This window comes from Bradyrhizobium sp. SEMIA (assembly GCF_014844175.1).
In the GTDB taxonomy this organism is placed as follows: domain Bacteria; phylum Pseudomonadota; class Alphaproteobacteria; order Rhizobiales; family Xanthobacteraceae; genus Bradyrhizobium; species Bradyrhizobium arachidis.
This window is the reverse complement of sequence record NZ_CP046601.1, coordinates 7,804,935-7,827,386: the sequence shown is the minus strand read 5'-3', so window position 1 is coordinate 7,827,386 and position 22,452 is coordinate 7,804,935. Positions and strand designations below refer to the sequence as shown.

The window sequence follows — 22,452 nt, the reverse complement described above, 5'->3', positions numbered from 1 at the left end:
CCCCCAGAGATGACGGATGATTCTGCTACCCAGGAACGGGTCTTCCAGGCGCTCGGCGCGCGTCCCGGCGTGGACCGGATCGACACCCACGCAGCTTCGGTGTTTCTCGATCGGACACGCGCGCTGAAGATCAAGCGAGCTGTCAAATTTCCGTTCCTCGACTACTCGACGCTCGAAAAGCGCAAGGCGGCCTGCGAGGAGGAGATCAGGATCAACCGGCCGCTCGCCCCGCAGATCTATCATCGGGTCGTGGCGATCACACAAGAGCCGGACGGATCGGTGCAGGTCGGCGGAAGCGGCCGGCCGATCGAGTATGCGGTCGACATGGCCCGTTTCGACGAAAGCCGCACCCTGGATCATCTGGCCAAGGCAGGCCCGCTGGATGCGGAGCTGGCCGCAGCCGTGGCGGACGTGATCGCAGGCTCGCATGCGCAAGCCACGATTGCGGATGGAGCTGCGTGGATTACATCCATTCCCCACCTGATCGACGGCAACAGCACCGGGCTGCGCGCCGGCGACCATCTCGAGGCGGTGGCGATCGAGCAGCTTGGCAAGGCCTCACACGAGATATTCCTGCGCGTCCGCACCACGCTCGAGGAGCGTGGCCGCCGTGGCTTCGTGCGCCGCTGTCATGGCGACTTGCACCTTGCCAATATCGTGCTGATCGACGGCCGGCCCGTCCTGTTCGACGCGATCGAGTTCGATGCGCAGATGGCAACCGTGGATGTGCTCTACGATCTCGCGTTCGCGCTGATGGACCTGCTGCGCTACGGCCAGGCGAACGCGGCCAACGCAGTGCTGAACCAGTATCTGACGATGGCGCCCGTCGAAATGCTCGACGCACTGGCCGCGCTGCCGCTGTTCATGTCCATCCGCGCGGCGATCCGTGCGCAGGTGGCGCTGGCGCGGCTGAAGCGGCCAGATGCCGAGCGGACCGGAATTCTCGACGAGGCGCGTCGTTATTTCGACCTTGCCCGGACGTTGATCCATCCGCCCACCCCTCGCCTGATCGCCGTTGGCGGACTGTCGGGCACCGGCAAGTCGGTCCTCGCCCGCGCACTGGCTTCCATCGTGGCGCCAGAGCCGGGCGCTGTCGTGCTGCGCAGCGACGTCATTCGCAAGCAATTGTTTCGGGTCGGGCATACCGACCGGCTGCCGCCCTCCGCGTATGGCCCTGACGTGACCGCGCGCGTCTACGAGGTGCTGATGCAGCGCGCCCGGCAGGTGCTGGCGCAAGGCCATTCTGCCATCGTCGACGCGGTCTTTGCGCGCGAATCCGAACGGGACGACCTCGCCGCCCTGGCCAGCGCCTGCGGCGCGCCGCTCAACGGATTATTCCTGATCGCAGACCTCGCCACCCGTCAGACGCGAATCAGCCGACGCTTCTGACGCCACGCAAGAGGTTGCCGCGCTGCAAGAGCACTATAATATCGGTCACGTCGGTTGGGCGACCATCGATGCATCCGGGACACAAGCGCAGACGCTGGGGCGCTGCCGCGCCGCGATCGCTGAGGGCAAATAGGGAATCTGATTGGCGCGGGCTAGAATGGCGCGACCCACCAAGAGTTCGACGGCGGCCGCGCGCCCCAAGCCCGCGGCGCGCCGTAGCGACCTGCCCGGCCGCCTCAGCCTCGGCATGGCCTGCGACACCGCATTCCGGATCATTGCCCGCCGTCATCTCGATGCCGTCCTCGCGCAGCATGAGGGCACGTGCCGCGGCGATCCGGAGGCGCTGCACCAGATTCGGATCGCACTGACGCATCTGCGCACCGCGATCCGTTTTTTCGCGCCCATGGTCGACGACGCGCTGCGGCCAAGCGTCTGGACCGAGCTGAAATGGCTGAACAGCCAGCTCGGCATGGTGCGGGACCTCGACGTGGCGATCGAACGCGTCGTCGCCGAAAGCGGCGAGGAGCTCGCCGTGATCGCCGAACTCCAGCATTGGGACGAGAAGCGCGCCGAGAGCCACCGCCTGCTGGCACGCGCGCTGCAATCGGCGCGGTATCGCCGCCTCGTCGAGCACACCTCGGCCTGGATCAAGCACGGCCCCTGGTCGACCCGGCGCAGCAAAGAGGCCATCAGGCTGCGCCGCTGCACGCTCGCCGACCATGCCACGACGAAACTGACGGAGTGGGAAAAGACGCTGCTCAAGAAAGCGCGCAAACTGCGTAAGCTCGACGTCGAGAAGCGGCACAAGCTGCGGCTTCTCAACAAGCGGCTGACCTATTCGATCGAATCGCTCCAGGACCTGTTTGCCGAGGAATCGCTGACGAAGCAGAAGTCGATCCTCAAGCAATTGCGCAAGGCGCAACGGTCGCTCGGACAGCTGAACGACGATGCGCGAGGGCAGACGCTGGCAGCATCCTTGAACGAAGCCGTCCCCGAGGCGCACATCCGCTTCCTCAACCGCAAGCGGCAAAAGAAGCTGCTGCGAACCGCCGTGGAAGCCTACCGCAAACTGGACAAGGCCAAGCCGTTCCGCTCCTCCGACCTCGCGCCGAATGCCGAGCCTGAGGATTAGGTGTGCACATATTGCCCCGGCGCGTCGGGTAGATCGCCCCCGATCTGGGGCGGGGCGCAGGGATCACCCGAGCGCGCCGCCAGCCATTGCGCCCATTCCGGCCACCACGAGGCCTCGACATGCCGCGCCAGCTTCAGCCACTCCTCCGGACCGACATAAGGCGCATCCGCAGCCTTGGTCATGACCTGATAGCTGTGCCCGGGCTCGTCCGGTGGCGCGACGACGCCGGCATTGTGTCCACCGCTGGTCAACAGGAACGTCACATCGGCATCGACCTGATAGTGGATCTTGTACACGGATTGCCAGGGCGCCACGTGATCGGCGAGCGTGCCGACCACGAACGACGGCGCGTGGATGTCAGAGAGTGAAATGCTCCTGCCGTCGACGCGATAGCGGCCTTCGGCGAGATCATTGTCGAGGAACAGCTTGCGCAGATATTCCGAATGCATGCGATAAGGCAGCCGTGTGGCATCGGCGTTCCAGGCCATCAGGTCGCTCGGCGGCGTCGCCTCTCCCATCAGATAATCGCGCGACAGCCGCGACCAGATCAGATCGTTGGAGCGCAGCAGCGCGAATGCACGGGCCATCTGGGCCGTGTCGAGATAGCCGCGCTGCCACATCATGTCTTCGAGGAAGGCAACCTGGCTCTCGTTGATGAACAGCGTCAGCTCGCCCGCCTCGGTGAAATCCGTCTGCGCGGCAAGCAGGGTGATGGTGCCTAGCCGCTTGTCGCCATCGCGCGCCATCGCGGCGGCTGCGATCGACAGCAACGTGCCGCCCAGGCAATAGCCGAGCGCATGGGTTGTCCGGCCCGGCACGATCCGCCCGATCATGTCCAGCGCCGCCATCACGCCGAGCTTGCGATAATCGTCGAAGGCGACGTTCCGATCCTTTGCATCCGGATTGCGCCAGGAGATCGCGAACACGGTGAAGCCCTGCCCGGTCAGATATTTGACCAGCGAATTCTCCGGCGACAGGTCGAGGATGTAGTATTTCATGATCCAGGCCGGAACGATCAGGATCGGCTCAGGCCGCACCTGCGCGGTCGTCGGATGGTACTGGATCAGCTCGATCAGCTCGTTGCGGTAGACGACTTTTCCGGGAGACGCGGCAACCGTCTTCCCGACGACGAACTGCGCGTCGCCGGCCGGCGCCGCAAGCGAGAGCATGCGCATCAGATCGCTGCACCAGTTCTGCCAGCCGAAGACGAAATTTTCTCCGCCGCTCCGCAATGTTTTCTCTAGCACCTCCGGGTTGGTCGCGGCGAAATTCGACGGCGCCAGCATATCGAGCATCTGGCGGATCGAGAATTCGACGATGGCTTCGTTCGCGCGCGACACGCCACGCACGCCGGTCGTGGCATCGTGCCACCAGCGCTCTCCGAGCAAAAATGCTTGCGCCAGCAGATTGAACGGCGCGGCTTCCCATTGCGGTTCCTTGAAGCGCCGATCCCGCGACCGCGGCTGGATCACCGACCACGGCTTCTGGCCCGGCGAGGTCGCGTGGACTGACGCTTCGAGCAACCGGGCGCTGTCGCGAAGGACGTTATGGGTGATCTCCATCTGGCGCTGCGGCGCAGCGGCAAGATGCGAACTCCAGTCGAGCCAGGCCAGAGATAAGGCGGCCGGTGAAATTCCACCGGTGAACCGAGCCAGCATCGCATGACATGCGCGGTCGAGCGGGTACGGGTCCGACTGAGGCTGCAAGTCCGCGGCCGGCCTTCGGGCCGGTCCCTCGGGGGAAGCGGCCCGCGCAACAGGTTCGACGGAGGATCCCGGCGCCGCCGGCTGCCCGGCCCGCGAAAGTATCTGCACGACGCTCATGACGGAAGGTTCCTGCGCGCTGATGTATGTTCGCGGCAGGATATGCTCCGGCACTTCGGAGCAGCTTGAGCTGCATCAATTCTGGGAACGGATCAAAATTGCTCAACCAGGCAGGACTGGCTTCGTCCACTTGACCTGGGTCAAACCTCATCGCCACGCTGGAGCTAGGCTCTCCTTCGACATTCAACGAGCCCTCGGAGCTTTGCCATGCGCGCCCACCAGATCATGACCCGGTCGGTCATCTCGGTCACTCCCGACACCAGCATCGTCGAGGCCGCGAACATCATGCTGACGCGGCACGTCAGCGGCCTCACGGTGGTCGACGAAGCCGGCAAGCTGGTCGGCGTCGTCTCGGAAGGGGATTTCATCCGCCGCAGCGAAATCGGCACCGGGCGCAAGCGGGGACGCTGGCTGCGGTTCATTCTCGGGCCGGGCCAGTCCGCGAGCGACTTTGTCCACGAGCACGGCCGCAGGGTCGCGGAGGTGATGACCCCCTCGCCTGTCACCATCACCGAGGATACGGCTCTCGCGGAGATCGTCGATCTCATGGAACGGAACCACGTGAAGCGCCTGCCGGTGGTGCGCGGCGACAAGATCGTCGGCATCGTCTCGCGGGCCAACCTGCTACAGGCGGTGGCGGGGCTCGCTCGCGAGGTACCGGACCCGACCGCCGACGACGATCACATTCGCGTCCGCATCATCGACACCATGGAGAAGAACGACTGGTGCCCGTACGGGCTGAACGTCATTGTCCGCGACGGCATCGTTCATCTCAGTGGCGTCATCACTGAGGAACGAGCGCGGCAGGCCGCGGTTATTGCCGCCGAGAACGTCGAGGGCGTGAAGAAGGTGCACGATCATCTGTGCTGGGTCGACACCATGTCGGGTGTCTACCTGAACTCGCCGGAGGACGACAACCTCGCCAAAGCGAGCTGAGCAGATTCAGCGGGGAATGACGGCGGTGGCTTCGATCTCGACGCGCGCCGCCTTCTCGACGAGCCGGACGACCTGAACCAGCGCCATCGCTGGATAGTGCGCGCCGAAGACGGCACGGTAGATCCTGCCGAGCTCCTTCAGGTTCGTCAGGTACTCGTCCATGTCGACGACGTACCAGGTCAGGCGCACCAGATGCTCGGGCCCGGCACCGGCTTCCGCCAAGATCGCGGCGATGTTGCTCAGGGTCTGGGCGACCTGCGCGACGAAGCCGTCGGCGAGACGCTCCTCGGCATCCCAGCCGATCACGCCGCCGGTCACGACGATGCGCCCCTCGGCGGCCATGCCGTTGGCATAGCCCTTCGGCATCGGCCAGCCCGAGGGCTGGAGCACCTGCGCGCCTCGACGGCTGTCGTTCTCGGCTGCGGTCGGCAGCACCGCGAGCTGTGGGCCTTTCGGCGTCGTCACGGACAATTCTTGATCCTCATCTCATTCTGCGGCGACGCCCGAGGACGCCGCTGCCGCCTGCGCCAATTGCCTGAGGGCAAAGCGCTTCAATTTGCCGGTCTCGGTCTTCGGCAGCTGCGTCACGAACTCGATCGCGCGCGGATATTTGTACGGCGCGATCTCGCGCTTCACATGCTCCTGCAACTCGGTTGCGAGCTGAGCGTCCGGCGTCACGCCGGGCGCGGCAACGACATAGGCCTTCACGATCATGCCGCGCGCCTCGTCCGGCGCACCGACGACGCCGCACTCGACGACCGCGGGATGCGTCAGCAACGCCGCCTCCACATCCGTACCCGCGATGTTGTACCCGGCCGACACGATCATGTCGTCGGAGCGCGACTGGTACCAGAAATAGCCGTCGCTATCCATCAGATAGGTGTCGCCGGTGATATTCCAGCCGTTCCGGACATATTTGCGCTGACGCTCGTCGGCGAGATAGCGGCAGCCGGTCGGCCCGCGCACCGCAAGATTCCCCATCGTGCCCCGCGGTACGTCATGGCCGTCATCGTCGACGATCTTGGCCTCATAGCCGGGAACGGGCTTGCCGGTCGCACCGGGCCGGATCTCGTCCTCGGTCGCGCTGATGAAGATGTGCAGCATCTCGGTCGAGCCGATGCCGTCCATCAGCTTGATGCCGGTGGCCTTGAGCCAGGCCTCGAATGTCGGTTTTGGCAATGTCTCACCAGCTGAGACACATTTGCGCAGCGAGGAGATGTCCCGGCCCGCGAGCTTGCCGATCATGGCCCGGTACGCGGTCGGCGCCGTGAAGCAGACTGTCGTCTTGTACTGTTCGATCGCCGACAGCATATCGTCCGGCGTCGTCTTCTCCAGCACGACGAAGGACGCGCCAATGTGCATCGGGAACAGCACGCCGCCGAAACCGAAAGTGAAGGCGAGCGGCGCCGAGCCGACGAAGCGATCCTTCTGCTCGGCGCGCAGGATGTTGCGCGCATAGCCGTCGCAGACCGCCAGCATGTCCCGGTGGAAATGCATGGTGCCCTTGGGATCGCCTGTCGTGCCCGACGTGAAGGCGATCAGGCAGATGTCGTCGGCGGCGGTATCGACGGCAGTGAACTCTGGGCTCGCGTCCGCTATCAGCGCCTCGAGCGAATTGGCCGCGCCATTGCCCCAATAGACCACGTGCCTGAGACCGGGCGCAGCGGCTTTCGCCTTCTCCAATTCGTCGGAGAGCTTCCCGTCGCAGAGCGCGAGCGTAATCGCCGCTTTCTGGATCGGATAGGACAGCTCCTTGGCGCGCAGCAGCGGCATCGTCGCGACGCAAATGCCGCCGGCCTTGATCACCGCCAGATAAGTCGCGACCATCATGGGATTGTTGGCCGAGCGGAGCAGCACGCGCTCGCCGGTGACGAGACCGAGCTTGCCGACCAGCACATTGGCAATGCGATTCACCAGCGCTTGCAGCTCGCGATAGCTGTAGCTGACGGCCGGACTGATCACGCAGGGCGCATCGCCATGGCCCTGCTCGACCCAACGATCGAGGAAATAGCTGACGCAGTTCAGTCGCGGCGGGTAATGCAGCTCCGGCCGCGTGAAGATGAATTCGGGCCACAGCTCCGGCGGCGGCAGATGCTGCCGCGCAAATGTATCGACATGGGCTGTCGCGGCGTTGCCGTCATGCGAGCCCGAGACTTGAACCTTGGCGGCGTTGGCCATCGCACGCTCCTTTGCGCATGGAAAGCACCCGGCAGCACTATCTGGAAAAACATTTTAGGCTTAAAACAATTTGGCGCAATAGGCGATTTTGGGCACGGCGTGCTTTTTCCTGCGGCAAAAGGGGATTGGAGGGGCCGGCCCGGATGCGGGCTCAGGGCCGCCTGCGCGCGGCCGATTTTTGTGCGGACGCCTTGGTCTTGGCGAGGAGGCGCATCAGTTCGCGTACGTCTTTCGGCGTCAGGTCGGCGAAGAGATCGGCGATCCAGGTCTCGTGCTCTGCGGCCATCCTGCGGAACTCGGCACGGCCGAGCTTCGTGAGGCGGATCACCTGGACGCGGCGGTCGGTATCCGAGGTGCGCCGGTCGAGATGGCCGGATTCCACGAGACGTTCGACGAGGCCGGTGACATTGCCGTTGGACACCATCATGCGCTTGGAGACGTCGGACAGCGTCATGCCGTCGGGCGCCTTGTCGAGCTGTGCCATCAAATCGAACCGGGGCAGCGTGACGTCGAAGCGCTGCCGCAGCCGGCCGCGGACCTCGCCCTCGATCAGGGTCGTGCAGGTGAGCAGGCGCAGCCACAGCCGAAGCTCTTCGGCATGGTCCTCCGGCGTTTCGACGGCCTTGGTCTCGGAATCGAGCATCTTGGTGCAGTCACTCACGGCCGGCATTGGCGTCGGCGCGGATTCCCCAACGTTTTGAGCTTCAAATAAATCCGCGCCGGCCGCAAGTCTAAAGCTGCAACAATCGACCGCACGCGAATTTCTTTAGGCTTCAAATAATTGGCGCGCCGTTTGCATGCGCCCTGCGCGCTGGATGGCGACGCCGTGCACTTTGCTTGCCGCGGCCGCCATCATCGGCATAAGCTTGGATTGGAGTACGCGGCTTGCGGCGCAGGCCCTGATGTCACGGGGGACAGATCATGAAGACGCAAACGACCTTGGCTGCGGCCGCCTTGCTGCTCGGCACCGCGATGAGCCCTGCCCTCGCCCAGGAGAAGCTCAAGCTTGGCGTGATCGTGACCCTGTCGGGACCCGCCGCCGCGCTCGGCCAGCAGGTGCGCGACGGCTTTGCGCTCGCAGTGAAGGACCTCGGCAGCAAGATGGGCGGCCGCGACGTCGAGGTCGTCGTGGTTGACGACGAGCTCAAGCCGGATGCGGCGGTCACCAAGGTCAAGGGCCTGCTCGAACGCGACAAGGTCGACTTCGTGGTCGGCCCGATCTTCTCCAACATCCTCCAGGCGATCCACCGCCCCGTGACGGAATCCAAGGTATTCCTGGTCAGCCCTAATGCAGGTCCGTCGACGTTTGCCGGCAAGGACTGCAACCCGTTCTTCTATGTGACCTCGTATCAGAACGATCAGGTCCACGAGATCCTCGGCAAGGTGGCGCAGGATCGCGGCTACAAGCGGATGTACCTGATGGTGCCGAACTATCAGGCCGGCAAGGATTCGGTTGCCGGTTTCAAGCTCGACTACAAGGGCGAGATTGTCGAAGAATCCTACATGCCGTTGAACACGCTGGACTTCCAGCCGGAGCTGTCCAAGATTTCCTCGCAGAAGCCCGATGCGCTGTTCACGTTCATGCCGGGCGGCCTCGGCGTCAACCTCGTCAAGCAGTACCGGCAAGCGGGTCTTGCCGACAGCATTCCGGTGCTCTCGGCTTTCACGGTGGATGAATCGACGCTGCCGGCGCAGCAGGATGCGGCGGTCGGCATGTTCGGCGGAGCGAACTGGGCGCCCAATCTCGACAACCCCCAGAACAAGAAGTTCGTCGCGGCCTATGAAGCCGCCTATAACAGCGTGCCCGGCACCTACGCCTTCCAGGCCTATGATGCCGCGATGCTGATCGACAGCGCGGTCAAGGGCGTGAAGGGCGACCTCTCGAACAAGGACGCCGTCGCGGCTGCCCTGAAGAAGGCCGATTTCACCTCGCTGCGCGGCTCGTTTAAGTTCAACACCAACGGCTATCCGATCCAGGACTTCTACCTGACCAAGGTCGCCAAGCGTCCGGACGGCAAATTCCAGACCGAGATCGTCCAGAAGGTTTTCGAGAACTACGGCGACCGCTATGCCAAGGATTGCAAGGCGAACTAAGCCGAGCGTCGCGTCAAGGGAGGACTTCAATGAGCAGCGAAATCACCGGCATCACGCGGGCCAATGAGGGGATCCAGGGCATTTCCTGGAACATCCTTGGCCAGACCTATGTGCCGAAGAGCAAGACCGAGCACAGTTTCTCCTGGCACGCGACCCTGCCGCCGGGCACGTTCGTGCCGCCGCACATCCATCCCGACCAGGACGAGTATCTCTACATGCTGGAGGGCAAGCTCGACTTCATGCTCGGCAATTCGGAGGCGCAGGCGACCGCAGGCGATCTGATCCGCCTCGGCATGGGCGTGCCGCACGGCATCTTCAACAAGTCGGAGCAGACCGCAAAGGTGCTGTTCTGGGTCTCGCCGACCAAAAAACTGTTCGACCTGTTCTGGGGTCTGCACAACATGAAGGAGCAGAAGCCGGAGGACGTGGTGGCGATGGCCGCGGAGTTCAACATCCACTTCCTGCCGCCGCCTCCCGGCGCCGGCTAACAGCTCAAATCAGGCGCGTACGGCCGCGAGGCCGGGCACGGCAGCAAAGCCTGCCTTCGTGGCATAGCCCCGCACGATCGCCTCGCGCTGCGAATGGCTCAGCACGTTGTCGACATTGTCGAAGCCGTCGGGGGCAAGCTGCTCGACGGCGTCGATGACGCCCTCGGGACCGCCGCGCCGGTTGGAGCGGACGATGTCAGCGGTCATCGGCAGGCGCTTCTTCTCGTATTCGAGCAGCGCCTGACGCGGATGCTCGGCACGCACCAGCGCATCGGCAAGGCAGCGGGCATCGAGAATCGCCTGCGAGGCGCCATTCGAGCCGACCGGATACATGGGATGCGCGGCGTCACCGAGCAGCGTGACGCGGCCGGAAGACCAGTAAGGCAAGGGATCGCGGTCGCAGGTCGGATATTCGTAGAACTCGGGCGTCGCCGAGATCAGGCTCTTCACGTCGACATAGGGCACCGAGAAGCGCGCCAGGTGCGGCATCAGCTCCTCGCGGCGGCCCGGGCGCGACCAGTCTTCTTTCCGCGGCGGCGGGGCATTGCCCTCGCCGACCTTGACCAGCACGGCCCAATTGGTCAGCCGGCTCGCCGGGCTCGATCCCTCCGCGATCGGATAGATCACCACCTTGGCGTTGAGGCCGCCGGCCACGATCATCGACTTGCCGGTGAGGAACAGCGGCCAGTCGCGCGCACCGCGCCACAGCATCAGGCCGTTCCAGCACGGCGGTCCCTCGTTCGGAAACAATGTCTCGCGGACGCGCGAATGGATGCCGTCGGCGCCGATCAAGATATCGCCGCGCGCGGTGTGGATGTGCGCACCGGCACGATCGAAGAAATAGGCTGTGACGCCGCCCTCATCCTGCGTGAAGGCGCCGAGGCGGCAACCGGTGTGGATTGCGTCCGTGCCGAGCCGCTCCTCGACGGCGCGATGGATGACGCCCTGAAGGCGGCCGCGGTGGATCGAGAATTGCGGCACGTCATGACCGGCATCGATGCCGCGCGCTTCGCGCCAGACTTCCTGGCCGTGGCGATTGAGGTAATAGAGCTGGTCGGTGCGGATCGCGACGTCGTCGAGCTTCTGCAACAGCCCGAGCCCGGCGAGCTCGCGCATCGCATGGGGCAGCGTATTGATGCCGACACCGAGCTCACGGATGGTGTCGGCCTGCTCGAAGATCTCGCAGTCCAGGCCACGCGAGCGCAGCATCAATGCCGTGGTGAGACCACCGATGCCGCCACCGACGATAATCGCCTTCATCGCCCTTACTCCACTCGAAACACGCCAGGCAATGCGGTTAACGTCGCACGGGCGGTCACTCCGCCGCAAGCGGCTTTGTCGCCTCCGCCTTGAGCTCGGCCCGGGTCTTGGGCTTAGCCTTAATTCGCAGCTCCTCGAGATCCTGCCGGTCGCGAACGCTGTTGCGGAAGATCTGGTCCTTGCCGGGCAGATATTGCGGCGGGCAGAACGCATCGTTCGCCCCGTACCAGGCCGCCGCCTTCATGGTAAAGAAGGGATCAACCAGATGTGGCCGCCCGAGCGCAACGAGGTCCGCCCGGCCGGCGGCCAGAATGGTGTTGGCCTGGTCCGCGGTGGTGATGTTGCCGACGCACATGGTGGCGACGCGGGCTTCGTTGCGGACCTGGTCGGAAAATGGCGTCTGGAACATGCGCCCGTAGACCGGCTGCGCATCGCGCACCGTCTGCCCGGTCGAGACGTCGACGAGATCGACACCGGCCTCGGCAAAGGCGCGCGCAATTGCAACGGCATCGTCTCCGGTGACGCCGCCATCCGCCCAGTCGGTTGCAGAGATACGGACCGACATCGGCTTGTGCGACGGCCACGCCGCGCGCAACGCCTCGAACACCTCGAGCGGGAAGCGCAGGCGGTTTTCGAGCGAGCCGCCATATTCGTCCGTCCGGGTGTTCGTCAGCGGGGAGACGAAGCTTGCCAGCAGATAGCCGTGGGCGCAGTGCAGCTCCAGCATGTCGAAGCCGCAGCGCTCGCCGCGTTCGGCGGCCGCGACGAAAGCGTCCCTCACTGCATTCATGCCGGCGCGATCGAGCTCGCGCGGCACCTGGCTGTCGGGGAAATAGGGCAGCGGCGATGCCGAGACCACGTCCCAGCCGCCCTGCTCCAGCGGACGGTCCATGCCGTCCCACATCAATCTGGTCGCACCCTTGCGGCCGGCGTGCCCGAGTTGCAGACAGATCTTTGCGGCCGAGTTGCCGTGGACGAATTCCACGATGCGGCGCCAAGCAGCTTCCTGCTCGTCGTTCCAAATGCCGGCGCAGCCGGGTGTGATCCGGGCATCGCGGCCGACGCAGGCCATTTCCGTGAAGATCAGGCCGGCGCCGCCAATGGCGCGCGAGCCGTAATGCACCAGGTGGAAATCGCCCGGCACGCCCTCCTTGGCCGAATACATGCACATCGGCGACATCACCGCGCGGTTGGCGATCTCCATCTCGCGCAGGCGGAACGGCTGGAACAGCGGTACCATGGGCTTGTCGGTGTCGACGTCGAAGCCGCTATCGCGCACTTGCTTGGCGAAGGACTTTTCGACCTCGGCGACGAAATCGGGCGCACGAAGTTTGAGATTGTCGTAGGTGATCGCCTTCGAGCGCGTCATCACGCCGAAGGCGAACTGGACGGGATCAAAGTCCCAGAAGCGGTCGACGTGCTCGAACCAGACCAGCGAGACGTCGGCGGCGTGCTGGGTCTTCTCGACCTCCTCGCGGCGGCCGTGCTCATAGACTTCCAGCGCGGCCTTGACGCTGGGCGCGTTTTGCATCGCCTCGGCGAGCGCGATCGCGTCTTCCATCGCGAGCTTGGTGCCGGAGCCGATCGAGAAATGCGCGCTCGCCTTGGCGTCGCCGAGCAGGACCATGTTGTCCTTGACCCAGCGCTTGCTGCGGATCATCGGAAAATTGCGCCACATCGAGCGGTTCGTCAGCAGCTTATGCCCGTCGAGGAACCAGCCGAAGATGTCGGCCATCCGCGCGGCGGACTCCTGCTCGTTCAGCCCGGTCAGCCCTGCCCGCTCGAACGTCTCCGGATCGGTTTCGAAGATCCAGGTCGAGTGACCGGCTTCGTACTGGTAGGCATGAGCGATGAACGGCCCCCACTCCGTCTCCTGGAAGATGAAAGTGAAGGCGTCGAGCGGCCTAGTCGACCCCATCCAGGCGAACTTGTTGGTGCGGAGATCGAGTTCCGGCTGGAAGTGATCGACATGTTTCTCGCGGAAGCGGCTGTTGATGCCGTCGGCAAGCAGGATGAGGTCTGCGTCGGCGAATTGGGACTCGTCGTCGATGTCCACTTCGAAATGCAGGCTGACACCGAGCTCGCGCGCCCGCTCCTGCAGGATCAGCAGCAGCTTTTGTCGCGAGCAGCCGCAAAACCCGTTACCGCCGACCCGGTGCATCGTGCCGCGGAAATGCACGGCGATGTCGTCCCAGTAGGCGAATTCCTGGGTGATGCGGCGATAGCTCGGAAGGTCGTGCTTCTCGAAATTGTCCAGCGTGGCATCGGAGAACACCACGCCGAAGCCGAACGTGTCGTCGGCGCGGTTGCGCTCATACACGGAGACGTCGGCGCCCGGGCGCTGCTTCTTCAGCAGGATCGCCGCATAAAGACCCGCAGGTCCGCCACCGATGATCGCGACTTTCATGGGAGCCTCGCCAATCTTCCCGGCAATGAAACTATTTTAAGCCTAAAATAATTTCTGGCAAGTCCCCGTTTCCGCGACGGCGGCGGCCGAGAGAGCGCCGCTCAGTCGCCCCTGAAGACCGGCTTGACCTTGTTGGCGAAAGCCTCGAAAGCGCGCTCGAAATCCGCCGTCGTCATGCACAGCGCCTGGGCAACGGCTTCCGCTTCGATTGCCTCCTCAACCGACATCGCCCATTCCATCGCCAGCATCCGCTTGGTCATGGTGTTGGCGAAGGTCGGCCCCTCCGCGACCTGCTTGGCCAGGATTTGCGCCTGCGGCAGTACCTGTTCCGGTGTGACGATGCGGCTGAAGAAGCCCCAACGCTCGCCCTCTTCCGCGGTCATGAACCGGCCGGTGTAGAGCAGCTCGGACGCGCGGGACTGGCCGATGATCCGCGGCAGGATGGCACAGGCTCCCATGTCGCAGCCGGCAAGGCCGACCTTGTTGAACAGGAATGCCACCTTGGCCCCGCTCGCTGCGAGCCGCATGTCAGATGCCATGGCGATGATCGCACCGGCGCCGGCGCAGATGCCTTCGACCGCGGCCACGATCGGTTGCGGGCAGGCCCGCATCGCCTTGACGAGATCGCCGGTCATCCGCGTGAAGGCGGTGAGCCCCTTGGTGTCCATCTTCACGAGTGGACCGATGATCTCGAACACGTCACCGCCGGAGGAGAAATTGCCGCCCGCGCCGGTGACGACGATGGATTTGACCGCGTCGTCGAAGGCACAGGCGCGGAAGCAGTCGGTGAGCTCGCGGTAGCTTTCGAACGTCAGCGGATTCTTCCGGTCGGGCCGGTTGAGCGTCACGGTGGCAACGCCGTCGACCACGGCCAGGAGGAAGTGCTGCGGCGAGTAGTCCGCGAGCGGCACGGTCACGGGATTGGCTGGTCTGCTCATACGGTCTCCTTGCTTTCCTCGTCCGCGCTTTTTCCGTGCGCTAGATCTCACCACCGGCCACGGCAATCGCCTGACCCGTAATCGCACCGGCGCCCTCGCTGCACAGCCAGAGCACGGCATTCGCCACTTCCTGCGGCGTGATCAAGCGCCCCTGAGGATTGTGCTTAGCGAGTTCCGCGATCGCTTGCTCGCGGCTTCGCCCTGTCTTCTTCATGATGTTCTCGATGCTGCCGGCGACGAGATCCGTATCGGTGAAACCGGGACAGATCGCGTTCACGGTCACGTTGCTGCCGGCCATCTCCAGGGCAAGCGATCGCACCAGCCCGACCACGGCGTGCTTCGCGGCCGTATACGCGCTCACATAGGCATAACCTTTCAGCCCAGCCGTCGATGCAATCGCGACGATCCGGCCATACGGCCGATCCTTCATCCCAGGCAGCACTGCCTGGACGGCATGGACAACGCCCATGAAATTGACGTCCATCATGCGCGCAAAGAGCGCACTGTCAGACTTGGAGAACGGCGCGGATTCGGCGCTACCCGCGTTGGCGATAAGGATATCGATCGGCTTTCGCTTGTGCGCTTCGGCTATGGCAGCTTTCAATGATGCTTCGTTCGAGACGTCGGCAACGGCCGCGAAATGCGCAGCACCCACGTTGATCGCCTCTTCGAGCGTAGCGGCATTCCGGCCCAGCACTGTCACGGTGGCGCCGGCCCCGACAAGTGAGGCGGCGATCGCACGGCCGATGCCGCGGCCGCCACCGGTCACCAGCGCGTGCGGCGAATGCGGCAATCCGGACATGCGCTGGCTCCCTGAAAATCTGCTGATCGCTCCCCCGGATATATTTTAAACTTCAAATTTTTGCAACGAAAGCGCTGAACAGCATCGCTGAACGCCCGCGCGCGACAGACCGGCCCGAAAATTGCTTTAAGTATAAAATTATCGCTTCCCATCGCCCACAGGCCTGTTAGCATCGCAGGGCCAAGCAAAAGGATGTCGCGTGTCGCAGCCTGCGCCAATGATAACAAGGGACGGACGCTTCGCCTATGAGGCCGCGGGCGATCCGGGCGCGATTCCCCTGATCTTCCTGCATGGCATTGGCGGTGCGGCACGGGCCTGGCGGCAGCAACTCGCCACATTCGGCAAACGCTTCCGAACAATCGCATGGGACATGCCGGGCTATGGCGGGTCGGCGCCGCTCGCCAGCGTCAGCATCGCTGCCCTGGCCGATGCGCTCCAGCACTTCATCGAGCAGATCGGCGCAAAAAGGCCCATCCTGGTTGGCCACTCGATCGGCGGCATGATCGTCCAGAAATGGCTGGTGCAATCGCCGAAGCTGGCGCGCGCGGTCGTCCTCGCGCAGACCAGCCCGGCCTTCGGCAAGGCCGATGGCGACTGGCAGAAATCGTTCATCGCAGCGCGGCTTGGGCCGCTCGATCGTGGCGAGACGATGAAGTCGCTGGCGCCTTCACTGGTGAAGGAGCTGGTCGGCGATGACCCCGATCCCGAAGGCATGGAACTTGCGCGCGAGTGCATGGGAAATGTGCCCGAGGCGAGCTATCGCGCCATGATGCTGGCCCTGATCGGGTTCGATCAACGCAGCACGCTCAAGGACATTTCCGTGCCGACTCTGCTGCTGTCCGGCTCCAGGGACAACAATGCGCCCGCGCCGATGATGGCGAAGACGGCCACCTACATTCCTTCGGCTGAATATGTCGAGCTCGCCGGCGTCGGCCATCTCGCCAATCTTGAACGGCCTGCTGCCTTCGATGAGGCCCTCGGCCGGTTCCTGAACTCCGTCGCGACCAAAGCGTAAGGTGATGCGCAATGACCATGCAAGTCAGCAAGACGATCGGCACGACTGACAAGGTCGCGCTGGATGCGCCGATCTTCGATCCCGTCGCCTTTCGCTTGAGCGACGAGCAGGCCGGCATCATCACGCGCGCGCGGGAGATCGGCCAGAGCGTGTTCGCCGGCCGCGCCGCCACTTACGATCGCGAGGCGATCTTTCCGACCGAAAACTATCGCGATCTGCACCGCGTCGGTCTGCTCGGCATCGCCGTGCCCAAGAAGCACGGCGGGCTTGGCGCAAACTACCAGACCTATGCCCTGGCGGCCGCCGAGATCGGCCGCTATTGCGGCGCGACGGCGCTGACCTGGAACATGCATGTCTGCTCGACTCTGTGGTCGGGCCCGCTCGCCGACGACCTCGACATGGACGCGGAGACCCGCGCCGAGCACGAGCGCCGTCGCGCCGTTCACTACAAGCGCATCGTCGAGGATGGCGCGATCTATTCGCAGCCCTTCTCCGAAGGCGGCGCGGCAGCCGCGGGCGGCGTCGCCTTCGGCACGGAAGCAAGGCCAGTCGAAGGCGGCTGGATCGTCAATGGCAAGAAGATCTTTGCATCGCTCTCCGGCCACGCCGACTATTACGGCGTGCTCTGCACCGAGATCGAGGAAGGCGAGAAAGCCTCGCGCCGCAACACGCTCTACCTTGCGATCTCCGCGAAATCGGAAGGCGTCTCGGTCGTCGGCGACTGGGACCCGCTCGGCATGCGCGGCACCGTCTCGCGCACGCTGCTGTTCAAGGATGTCTTCGTTCCGGAAGATTCTGCGCTGATGCCGCGCGGCGTCTATTTCCAGGCCGCGATGCGCTGGCCGCACATGTTCCTGACGCTGTCGCCGACCTATATGGGCCTCGCGCAGGCCGCCTATGATTTCACGGTGCGCTATCTTCGTGGCGAGGTGCCGGGCATGCCGCCGGTCAAGCGGCGGATGTACCCGACCAAGCAGATCGCAGTCGCGCAGATGCAGATCAAGCTCGAGCAGATCAAGGCGATCTGGTTCCAGGCGGTCACGGAAGCGCACGCCAATCCGAGCAAGGAGCAGGTGCTGCGCGCCTACGCCGCGCAATATTCGGTGATGGAGGGCGCCAATGAGCTCGCGGCGCTCGCGATCCGCACCTGCGGCGGACAAGCCATGCTCCGCTCGCTGCCGCTGGAGCGCATCTATCGCGACAGCCGTTGCGGCTCGCTGATGCTACCCTGGACGGCCGAGCTCTGCCTCGACCGCATCGGCCGCGAGGCGCTGTACGAGACCGGCGAGACGGACGACTGACGGTGGACCTCTGTAGTCTGATCGATCGCAACGCGGCATTTGCGCCAGACAAGACAGCCATCGCCTTCGAAGAGGAGCGGCTCAGCTACGCGGCGTTCGCCTCGCGCATCGAACAGACTGCGACTGCCCTGAAGCAGGAGCTCGGCGTCGGGCGCGGCGACCGCGTCGCGATCCTGAGCCTGAACCGACCGGATTATCTCGTTCTGCTCTACGCCTGCGCGCGGCTCGGCGCGATGCTGGTGCCGCTGAACTGGCGGTTGGCCGTCGCCGAGCAGCTCTTCATCCTCACTGACGCGGGCGCCAACGTACTGGTGCTGGAGCACGCGTTCGAGGGAGTTCTTTCCGAGCTTCCGCCTGGGACCTCGGTCGTCGGCCTCGATTTCGCACCACCGCACGGCGTAACATTCGAAAACCTGCTGGCTCGCGGCGAAGGCAATGGCCGCAATCCGCACACTGATCTCTCCTGCCCGCTTCTGATCGTCTACACCTCAGGAACGACCGGCCGTCCAAAGGGTGCGGTGCTACGCCAGGAGGCGCTGTTCTGGAACGGCGTCATGAGCCAGCACATGCACAACATGACGTCCGACGATCATGTGCTGACGGTGCTGCCATTCTTCCATGTCGGCGGCCTCAACATCCAGACCACCGCAGCGCTCCAGCTGGGCGCGACCGTCACGATCCATGCCCGCTTCGCGCCGGATACGGCGCTCGCCGCGATCGAACGCGAGCGGCCGACGCTGACCGTGATGGTGCGGCAATCATCCAGGCCGTGAGCGAGCATCCCTCATGGGCGGCGACCGATCTCTCATCGCTCAAGGCGGTCGCGACCGGATCGACCATCGTGCCACCGCACCTGATCGACCGCTTCGTCGCGCGTGGTGTGCCGGTGCTCCAGGTCTACGGCTCGACGGAGACCTGCCCCATCGCCGTCTACACACGCCTCGGCGGCGATCTCTCGCGGGCGGGATCGACCGGACTTGCGGGACTGTGCTGCGAAGCGAAGGTGATCGACCAAGCGGGCCACGAGGTGCCAGCAGGCACCCCGGGCGAGATCGCGGTGCGCGGGCCCAACGTGTTCTTCGAATATTGGGGCAATGCAGACGCTACGCGCGACGCCCTGAACGAGGGCTGGTATCGCACGGGCGATATCGGGCTGTGCGACGCCGACGGTTATTTCTGGGTCCGCGACCGCAAGAAGAACATGATCATTTCCGGCGGCGAGAACGTCTACCCGGCCGAGGTCGAGCGCGTCTTGCTCGAACACCCAGATGTCAGCGAATGCGCCGTGATCGGCCGGCCCGATCCGCGCTGGGACGAAGTGCCCGTCGCCTATGTGATCCCGCGATCCGGCTGCCGGCTCGAAGCGGAGGAATTGCGAGCGCACCTTCGGGCGCAGCTCGCGCGCTACAAGGTTCCGCGTGATATCGTCTTCGTTACCGACCTGCCACGCACGGCGCTGGGCAAGGTCCAGCATTTCCTGCTGAAGCAGCTCGATGCGCAGTCGCGCGCGCAAGGAGAAGCATCTTGAAGATTGCGGTTCTAGGTGGGGGAAACGGCTCTTTCGCGGCCGCAGGCGATTTTGCGCTGTCCGGCCATGACGTCCGGCTCTGGCGCCGCGATGCCGATCAGGTCGCGGCACATCGTGCCGCCGGCTCGCGCATTCTGGTGAAGGATCATAACGGCAGGCACGATGTGAAGCTTGCACTGGTCACGACCGACATCGGCGAAGCCGTCAGCGGGGTCGAGCTGATCCTGTGCCCTGCTCCCGCCTTCGCGCAGCCGGATATCGCCCGCCTGCTCGCGCCGCATTTGCGGGACGGCCAGGTCGTGTTTCTGCCGCCGGCAACCTTCGGATCGATGATCTTCGCTCGGGCCGCAAGGGATGCCGACAACCACGCCAAGGCCAGCTTCGCCGAGACCGGCACGCTGCCCTGGCTGACGCGGAAGCACGGGCCGTTCGAGGTCGCGATCACCATCCGCGCCAAACGGCTGCCGGTCGGCGTGTTTCCACTCGATCAGGCACCGCACGCCCTCGAAGTGATTGGACGCGCCTTCCCCGATGTAATCGAGCCGTGCGGAGATGCTCTCTCCGGCGCACTGATGAACGCAGGCCCGATCATCCACCCGCCGCTGATCGTGATGAACGCAGGTCCGATCGAGCATTTTGAGCGGTGGGACATCCACAAGGAGGGTACCCAGGCCGCGATCCGCCGGGTGACGGACGCACTCGACGCCGAGCGGATCGCCGTGCGCGAGGCGCTCGGATATGGCGCGCCGCATTTCCCGCTGGCGCATCACTATGCGAAGGAAGGGGAGATCTGGATGTATGGCCGCGGCTCGCACGACCGCCTGACCGATTCCGGGGACTGGCGCGAGCGGATCATACTGACCGAGCATCGCTATATGCGCGAGGATCTACGGCTTGGATTATCGCTGCTGGTCTCTGCCGCGACACTGGCCGGCGTCACAACGCCGCTAGCAAAAGCGTTTCTGGCCATTGGCGGCGCCATTTGCGACGAGGATTTTGCGCAGGGTGGCCGAACGCTCGAAACGCTTGGCCTCGGCGGTCTCCACAAGGCTGAGTTGCAGACGCTGCTTCGCGAAGGATTCTGACCGATGACTCGTCGCGCCAACATCGTCTGTCTCGGGGCCGGCCGCATGGGGCGCGGCATCGCCGTCGCGTTCGCCTACGCGGGTCACATCGTCACGATGATCGACATCAAGGCCCGTTCGGCGGAAGATTTCGTCAAGCTGGAAGCGGACGCACTCGGCGAGGTCAGGAAGACCTTTGCCAGCCTCTCGAAGCTGGGGCTGCTGACCGAGGCGGATGTCGATCCGCTCATTGCGCGGGTCTCGGTGGTACCAGCTAGCCGGAGCGGTGCGGCGCTGGCCGAAGCCGGAATGGTCTTCGAGGGCGTTCCTGAGGTCGTCGAGCTCAAGCGCGAGGTGCTGGGCGCGGCTTCAAAACAGGTCGGACCGGATACGATCATCGCATCGACCACGTCCACCATCCTCGTCGACGATCTCTCGGGCGCGATCGTCAACCCTCGCCGCTTCCTCAACGTGCATTGGCTCAATCCGGCCTATCTGATCCCGCTAGTCGAGATTTCGCCCGGCAAGGCTACCGATCCCGCCATCATCGACGAGGTCAAGACGCTGCTTGAAGGCATCGGCAAGGTGCCTGTGGTCTGCGCGGCGACGCCCGGCTTCATCGTGCCCCGCATCCAGGCGCTGGCGATGAACGAAGCCGCGCGCATGGTCGAGGAAGGCGTCGCCAGCGCCGAGGAGATCGACAAGGCGATCCGCTACGGTTTTGGTTTCCGCTATGCCGTGCTCGGACTGCTCGAATTCATCGACTGGGGTGGTGGCGATATCCTCTACTACGCCAGCCGGTATCTCGAAGGCGCACTCGGCAGCGATCGGTATCGCGCGCCGGACGTCATATCGCGCAACATGCGTGAAGGCCGGATCGGACTGCGCACCGGCGCCGGCTTTCTCGACTATTCCGGCATGGACGTCGATGCCTATCGCGCAAAACGGCTTCAAGCCATGGTGGACCTGCTCCGGCACTTCGACCTGGCTCGCCCGCCCGTGCTCGATCGCAGCTAGCCGAAAACGTCCTGAAGCACGCCTTCCCGCACAACCGCGACGCCATCGAGCTCGATGGTCGTTCCCATCATCGGCAAATCAAAGTGCCCTGCAGTATAGCGGCCGGCAAACTCATTCGCGCCGGTCGAAAACAGGAAGTTGCCGGAGACGGCGCGGATCTCGGTGCCGTTGGTGTCGCGCTGATCGTACATCGAGAGCGCTTCGTAGCGCGCGCCCGGGTTCATACCGAAACCGACATGTGAGACTGCATAGGCCTCGCGATCACCCCAGGCGGCAAGATAGGCGCGCATCATCGCAGCATCCGTGCCCTCGCCTTCCAGCTCGACGACGTAATCGTCCTTCAAGGTCATCTTCACCGGCGAGGTCAGATAGCGCTTGAAAGTCAAATTGATGTCGCCGGGCGCCATCACCAGCGTCCCGTTGATCGTCCCGCTCTTGGGGAAGCTGACGACGATGCCGCCGGGCCAATGCGCCAGCGTGCCGGGCTTGTCGGTCCAGCCCCAGACGCCGACCGTGGACGCACCGACCATGTCAACGTCGAGCGCTGTGCCGGCCTTCGAGGTCACCTTCATCCGCTTGGTCCCACGTAGCATCTTCGCCGCCGCGCGCACGCGCTTCTCGAGCGCGGGATCCGGCACCATCCGTTCCAGCGCCTCGGGATGCTCGTTGGAGATCACCAGGATACGTGCACCGGCCTTGAGGATCTCCGGCGTCTCCACCGCATGCATCAGGCCCTCGATGGTGCAATCTACCACGAAGCCGGCCTGCTGAAGCGCCGTGATGACCGGGCCAAGCTTCTGGATCGCTTCGCTGGCTCCCGTCGAGCGAACCGGAACGATATTGCGGTTGCGCGGCGTCGGCATCACTACATGGAACGGCCGCGCACCCATGCGCAGCAGCGCGAGTTCCGCCAGATGCACGTTCAAGGGGCGCGACTGGGTTTCCGAGAGGATCGCCGCGGTATCGCCGGCCTTGACGGCGCAACGCTCAAAGATCTCGCAAAACGCGTCGATCCATTTTGCTTCGATGCGATCAGCCAGCATGATTCACTCCCGGTCTTTTGGTTTCTTGTTCGTCAGA

The 22,452-nt window shown here is 64.4% G+C and carries 17 protein-coding genes and 2 pseudogenes; 10 read left to right on the top strand and 9 right to left on the bottom strand.

Annotated elements, in window-relative coordinates; all coding sequences use genetic code 11:
• The first annotated feature begins 9 nt into the window (after positions 1–9).
• Together FOM02_RS37630 and FOM02_RS37625 are read left to right on the top strand one after the other, a co-directional pair.
• Positions 10–1,522: pseudogene (locus FOM02_RS37630) on the top strand (AAA family ATPase).
• 24 nt (positions 1,523–1,546) lie between these two features.
• Complete coding sequence (locus FOM02_RS37625) at positions 1,547–2,521, top strand: CHAD domain-containing protein (RefSeq protein ID WP_265440912.1); 975 nt, start codon at positions 1,547–1,549, stop codon at positions 2,519–2,521.
• Here FOM02_RS37625 and FOM02_RS37620 read toward each other — a convergent pair.
• Positions 2,518–4,344: a PHA/PHB synthase family protein gene (locus FOM02_RS37620; RefSeq protein ID WP_265440911.1), complete on the bottom strand. Its 1,827-nt coding sequence runs from the start codon at positions 4,342–4,344 to the stop codon at positions 2,518–2,520. The two genes, FOM02_RS37625 and FOM02_RS37620, sit on opposite strands and share 4 nt — an antisense overlap.
• Positions 4,345–4,551: 207 nt before the next feature.
• On the opposite strand from FOM02_RS37620, the gene FOM02_RS37615 reads away from it, so the two are divergent.
• On the top strand, positions 4,552–5,280 hold the full coding sequence (locus FOM02_RS37615; RefSeq protein ID WP_027562498.1) for a CBS domain-containing protein: 729 nt from the start codon (positions 4,552–4,554) through the stop codon (positions 5,278–5,280).
• Positions 5,281–5,286: 6 nt separating this feature from the next.
• Here FOM02_RS37615 and FOM02_RS37610 read toward each other — a convergent pair whose 3' ends face one another.
• From FOM02_RS37610 to FOM02_RS37600, 3 genes are all read right to left on the bottom strand, one after another.
• Positions 5,287–5,745: a RidA family protein gene (locus FOM02_RS37610; protein WP_265440909.1), complete on the bottom strand. Its 459-nt coding sequence runs from the start codon at positions 5,743–5,745 to the stop codon at positions 5,287–5,289.
• A gap of 21 nt (positions 5,746–5,766) precedes the next feature.
• Positions 5,767–7,458, bottom strand: a complete 1,692-nt coding sequence (locus FOM02_RS37605) for a benzoate-CoA ligase family protein (RefSeq protein WP_265440908.1) — start codon at positions 7,456–7,458, stop codon at positions 5,767–5,769.
• A gap of 151 nt (positions 7,459–7,609) precedes the next feature.
• On the bottom strand, positions 7,610–8,128 hold the full coding sequence (locus FOM02_RS37600; RefSeq protein ID WP_265440907.1) for a MarR family winged helix-turn-helix transcriptional regulator: 519 nt from the start codon (positions 8,126–8,128) through the stop codon (positions 7,610–7,612).
• A 251-nt stretch (positions 8,129–8,379) separates the two neighbouring features.
• On the opposite strand from FOM02_RS37600, the gene FOM02_RS37595 reads away from it, so the two are divergent.
• Together FOM02_RS37595 and FOM02_RS37590 are read left to right on the top strand one after the other, a co-directional pair.
• The gene (locus FOM02_RS37595) at positions 8,380–9,552 is read left to right on the top strand and encodes an ABC transporter substrate-binding protein (protein WP_265440906.1); all 1,173 of its coding nucleotides are present in this window, start codon (positions 8,380–8,382) and stop codon (positions 9,550–9,552) included.
• 29 nt (positions 9,553–9,581) lie between these two features.
• Positions 9,582–10,040 (top strand): cupin domain-containing protein, encoded by a 459-nt coding sequence (locus FOM02_RS37590; RefSeq protein WP_092215923.1) that lies wholly within the window; start codon positions 9,582–9,584, stop codon positions 10,038–10,040.
• Positions 10,041–10,049: 9 nt separating this feature from the next.
• On the opposite strand, the gene FOM02_RS37585 is transcribed toward FOM02_RS37590, so the two are convergent.
• From FOM02_RS37585 to FOM02_RS37570, 4 genes are all read right to left on the bottom strand, one after another.
• Positions 10,050–11,300 (bottom strand): flavin-dependent oxidoreductase, encoded by a 1,251-nt coding sequence (locus FOM02_RS37585; protein ID WP_265440905.1) that lies wholly within the window; start codon positions 11,298–11,300, stop codon positions 10,050–10,052.
• A gap of 55 nt (positions 11,301–11,355) precedes the next feature.
• Positions 11,356–13,707: a bifunctional salicylyl-CoA 5-hydroxylase/oxidoreductase gene (locus FOM02_RS37580; protein WP_265440904.1), complete on the bottom strand. Its 2,352-nt coding sequence runs from the start codon at positions 13,705–13,707 to the stop codon at positions 11,356–11,358.
• Between the two features lie 101 nt (positions 13,708–13,808).
• Complete coding sequence (locus FOM02_RS37575; protein WP_265440903.1) at positions 13,809–14,645, bottom strand: enoyl-CoA hydratase family protein; 837 nt, start codon at positions 14,643–14,645, stop codon at positions 13,809–13,811.
• Positions 14,646–14,685: 40 nt separating this feature from the next.
• Positions 14,686–15,447 (bottom strand): SDR family NAD(P)-dependent oxidoreductase, encoded by a 762-nt coding sequence (locus tag FOM02_RS37570; RefSeq protein ID WP_027562490.1) that lies wholly within the window; start codon positions 15,445–15,447, stop codon positions 14,686–14,688.
• Positions 15,448–15,664: 217 nt separating this feature from the next.
• Here FOM02_RS37570 and FOM02_RS37565 point away from each other — a divergent pair, with 217 nt between their 5' ends.
• The 5 genes and pseudogenes from FOM02_RS37565 (at position 15,665) to FOM02_RS37545 (ending at position 21,372) form a co-directional block, all read left to right on the top strand.
• Positions 15,665–16,462, top strand: a complete 798-nt coding sequence (locus FOM02_RS37565; RefSeq protein WP_265440902.1) for an alpha/beta fold hydrolase — start codon at positions 15,665–15,667, stop codon at positions 16,460–16,462.
• 11 nt (positions 16,463–16,473) lie between these two features.
• A complete protein-coding gene (locus FOM02_RS37560) occupies positions 16,474–17,763 on the top strand; it encodes an acyl-CoA dehydrogenase family protein (protein ID WP_092215933.1) in 1,290 nt (429 codons plus the stop codon).
• A 2-nt stretch (positions 17,764–17,765) separates the two neighbouring features.
• Positions 17,766–19,291, top strand: a pseudogene (locus tag FOM02_RS37555) (class I adenylate-forming enzyme family protein).
• Positions 19,288–20,376 carry an NAD/NADP-dependent octopine/nopaline dehydrogenase family protein gene (locus FOM02_RS37550; protein WP_027562486.1) on the top strand — a complete coding sequence of 363 codons (1,089 nt, stop codon included), beginning with the start codon at positions 19,288–19,290 and terminating at the stop codon, positions 20,374–20,376. Before FOM02_RS37555 ends, FOM02_RS37550 begins: the two are co-directional and overlap by 4 nt.
• Before the next feature lie 3 nt (positions 20,377–20,379).
• On the top strand, positions 20,380–21,372 hold the full coding sequence (locus tag FOM02_RS37545; RefSeq protein ID WP_092215937.1) for a 3-hydroxybutyryl-CoA dehydrogenase: 993 nt from the start codon (positions 20,380–20,382) through the stop codon (positions 21,370–21,372).
• Here the strand turns inward: FOM02_RS37545 and FOM02_RS37540 are convergent.
• A complete protein-coding gene (locus FOM02_RS37540; protein WP_027562484.1) occupies positions 21,369–22,415 on the bottom strand; it encodes a peptidase M29 in 1,047 nt (348 codons plus the stop codon). The genes FOM02_RS37545 and FOM02_RS37540 overlap by 4 nt on opposite strands.
• Positions 22,416–22,452: the final 37 nt, after the last annotated feature.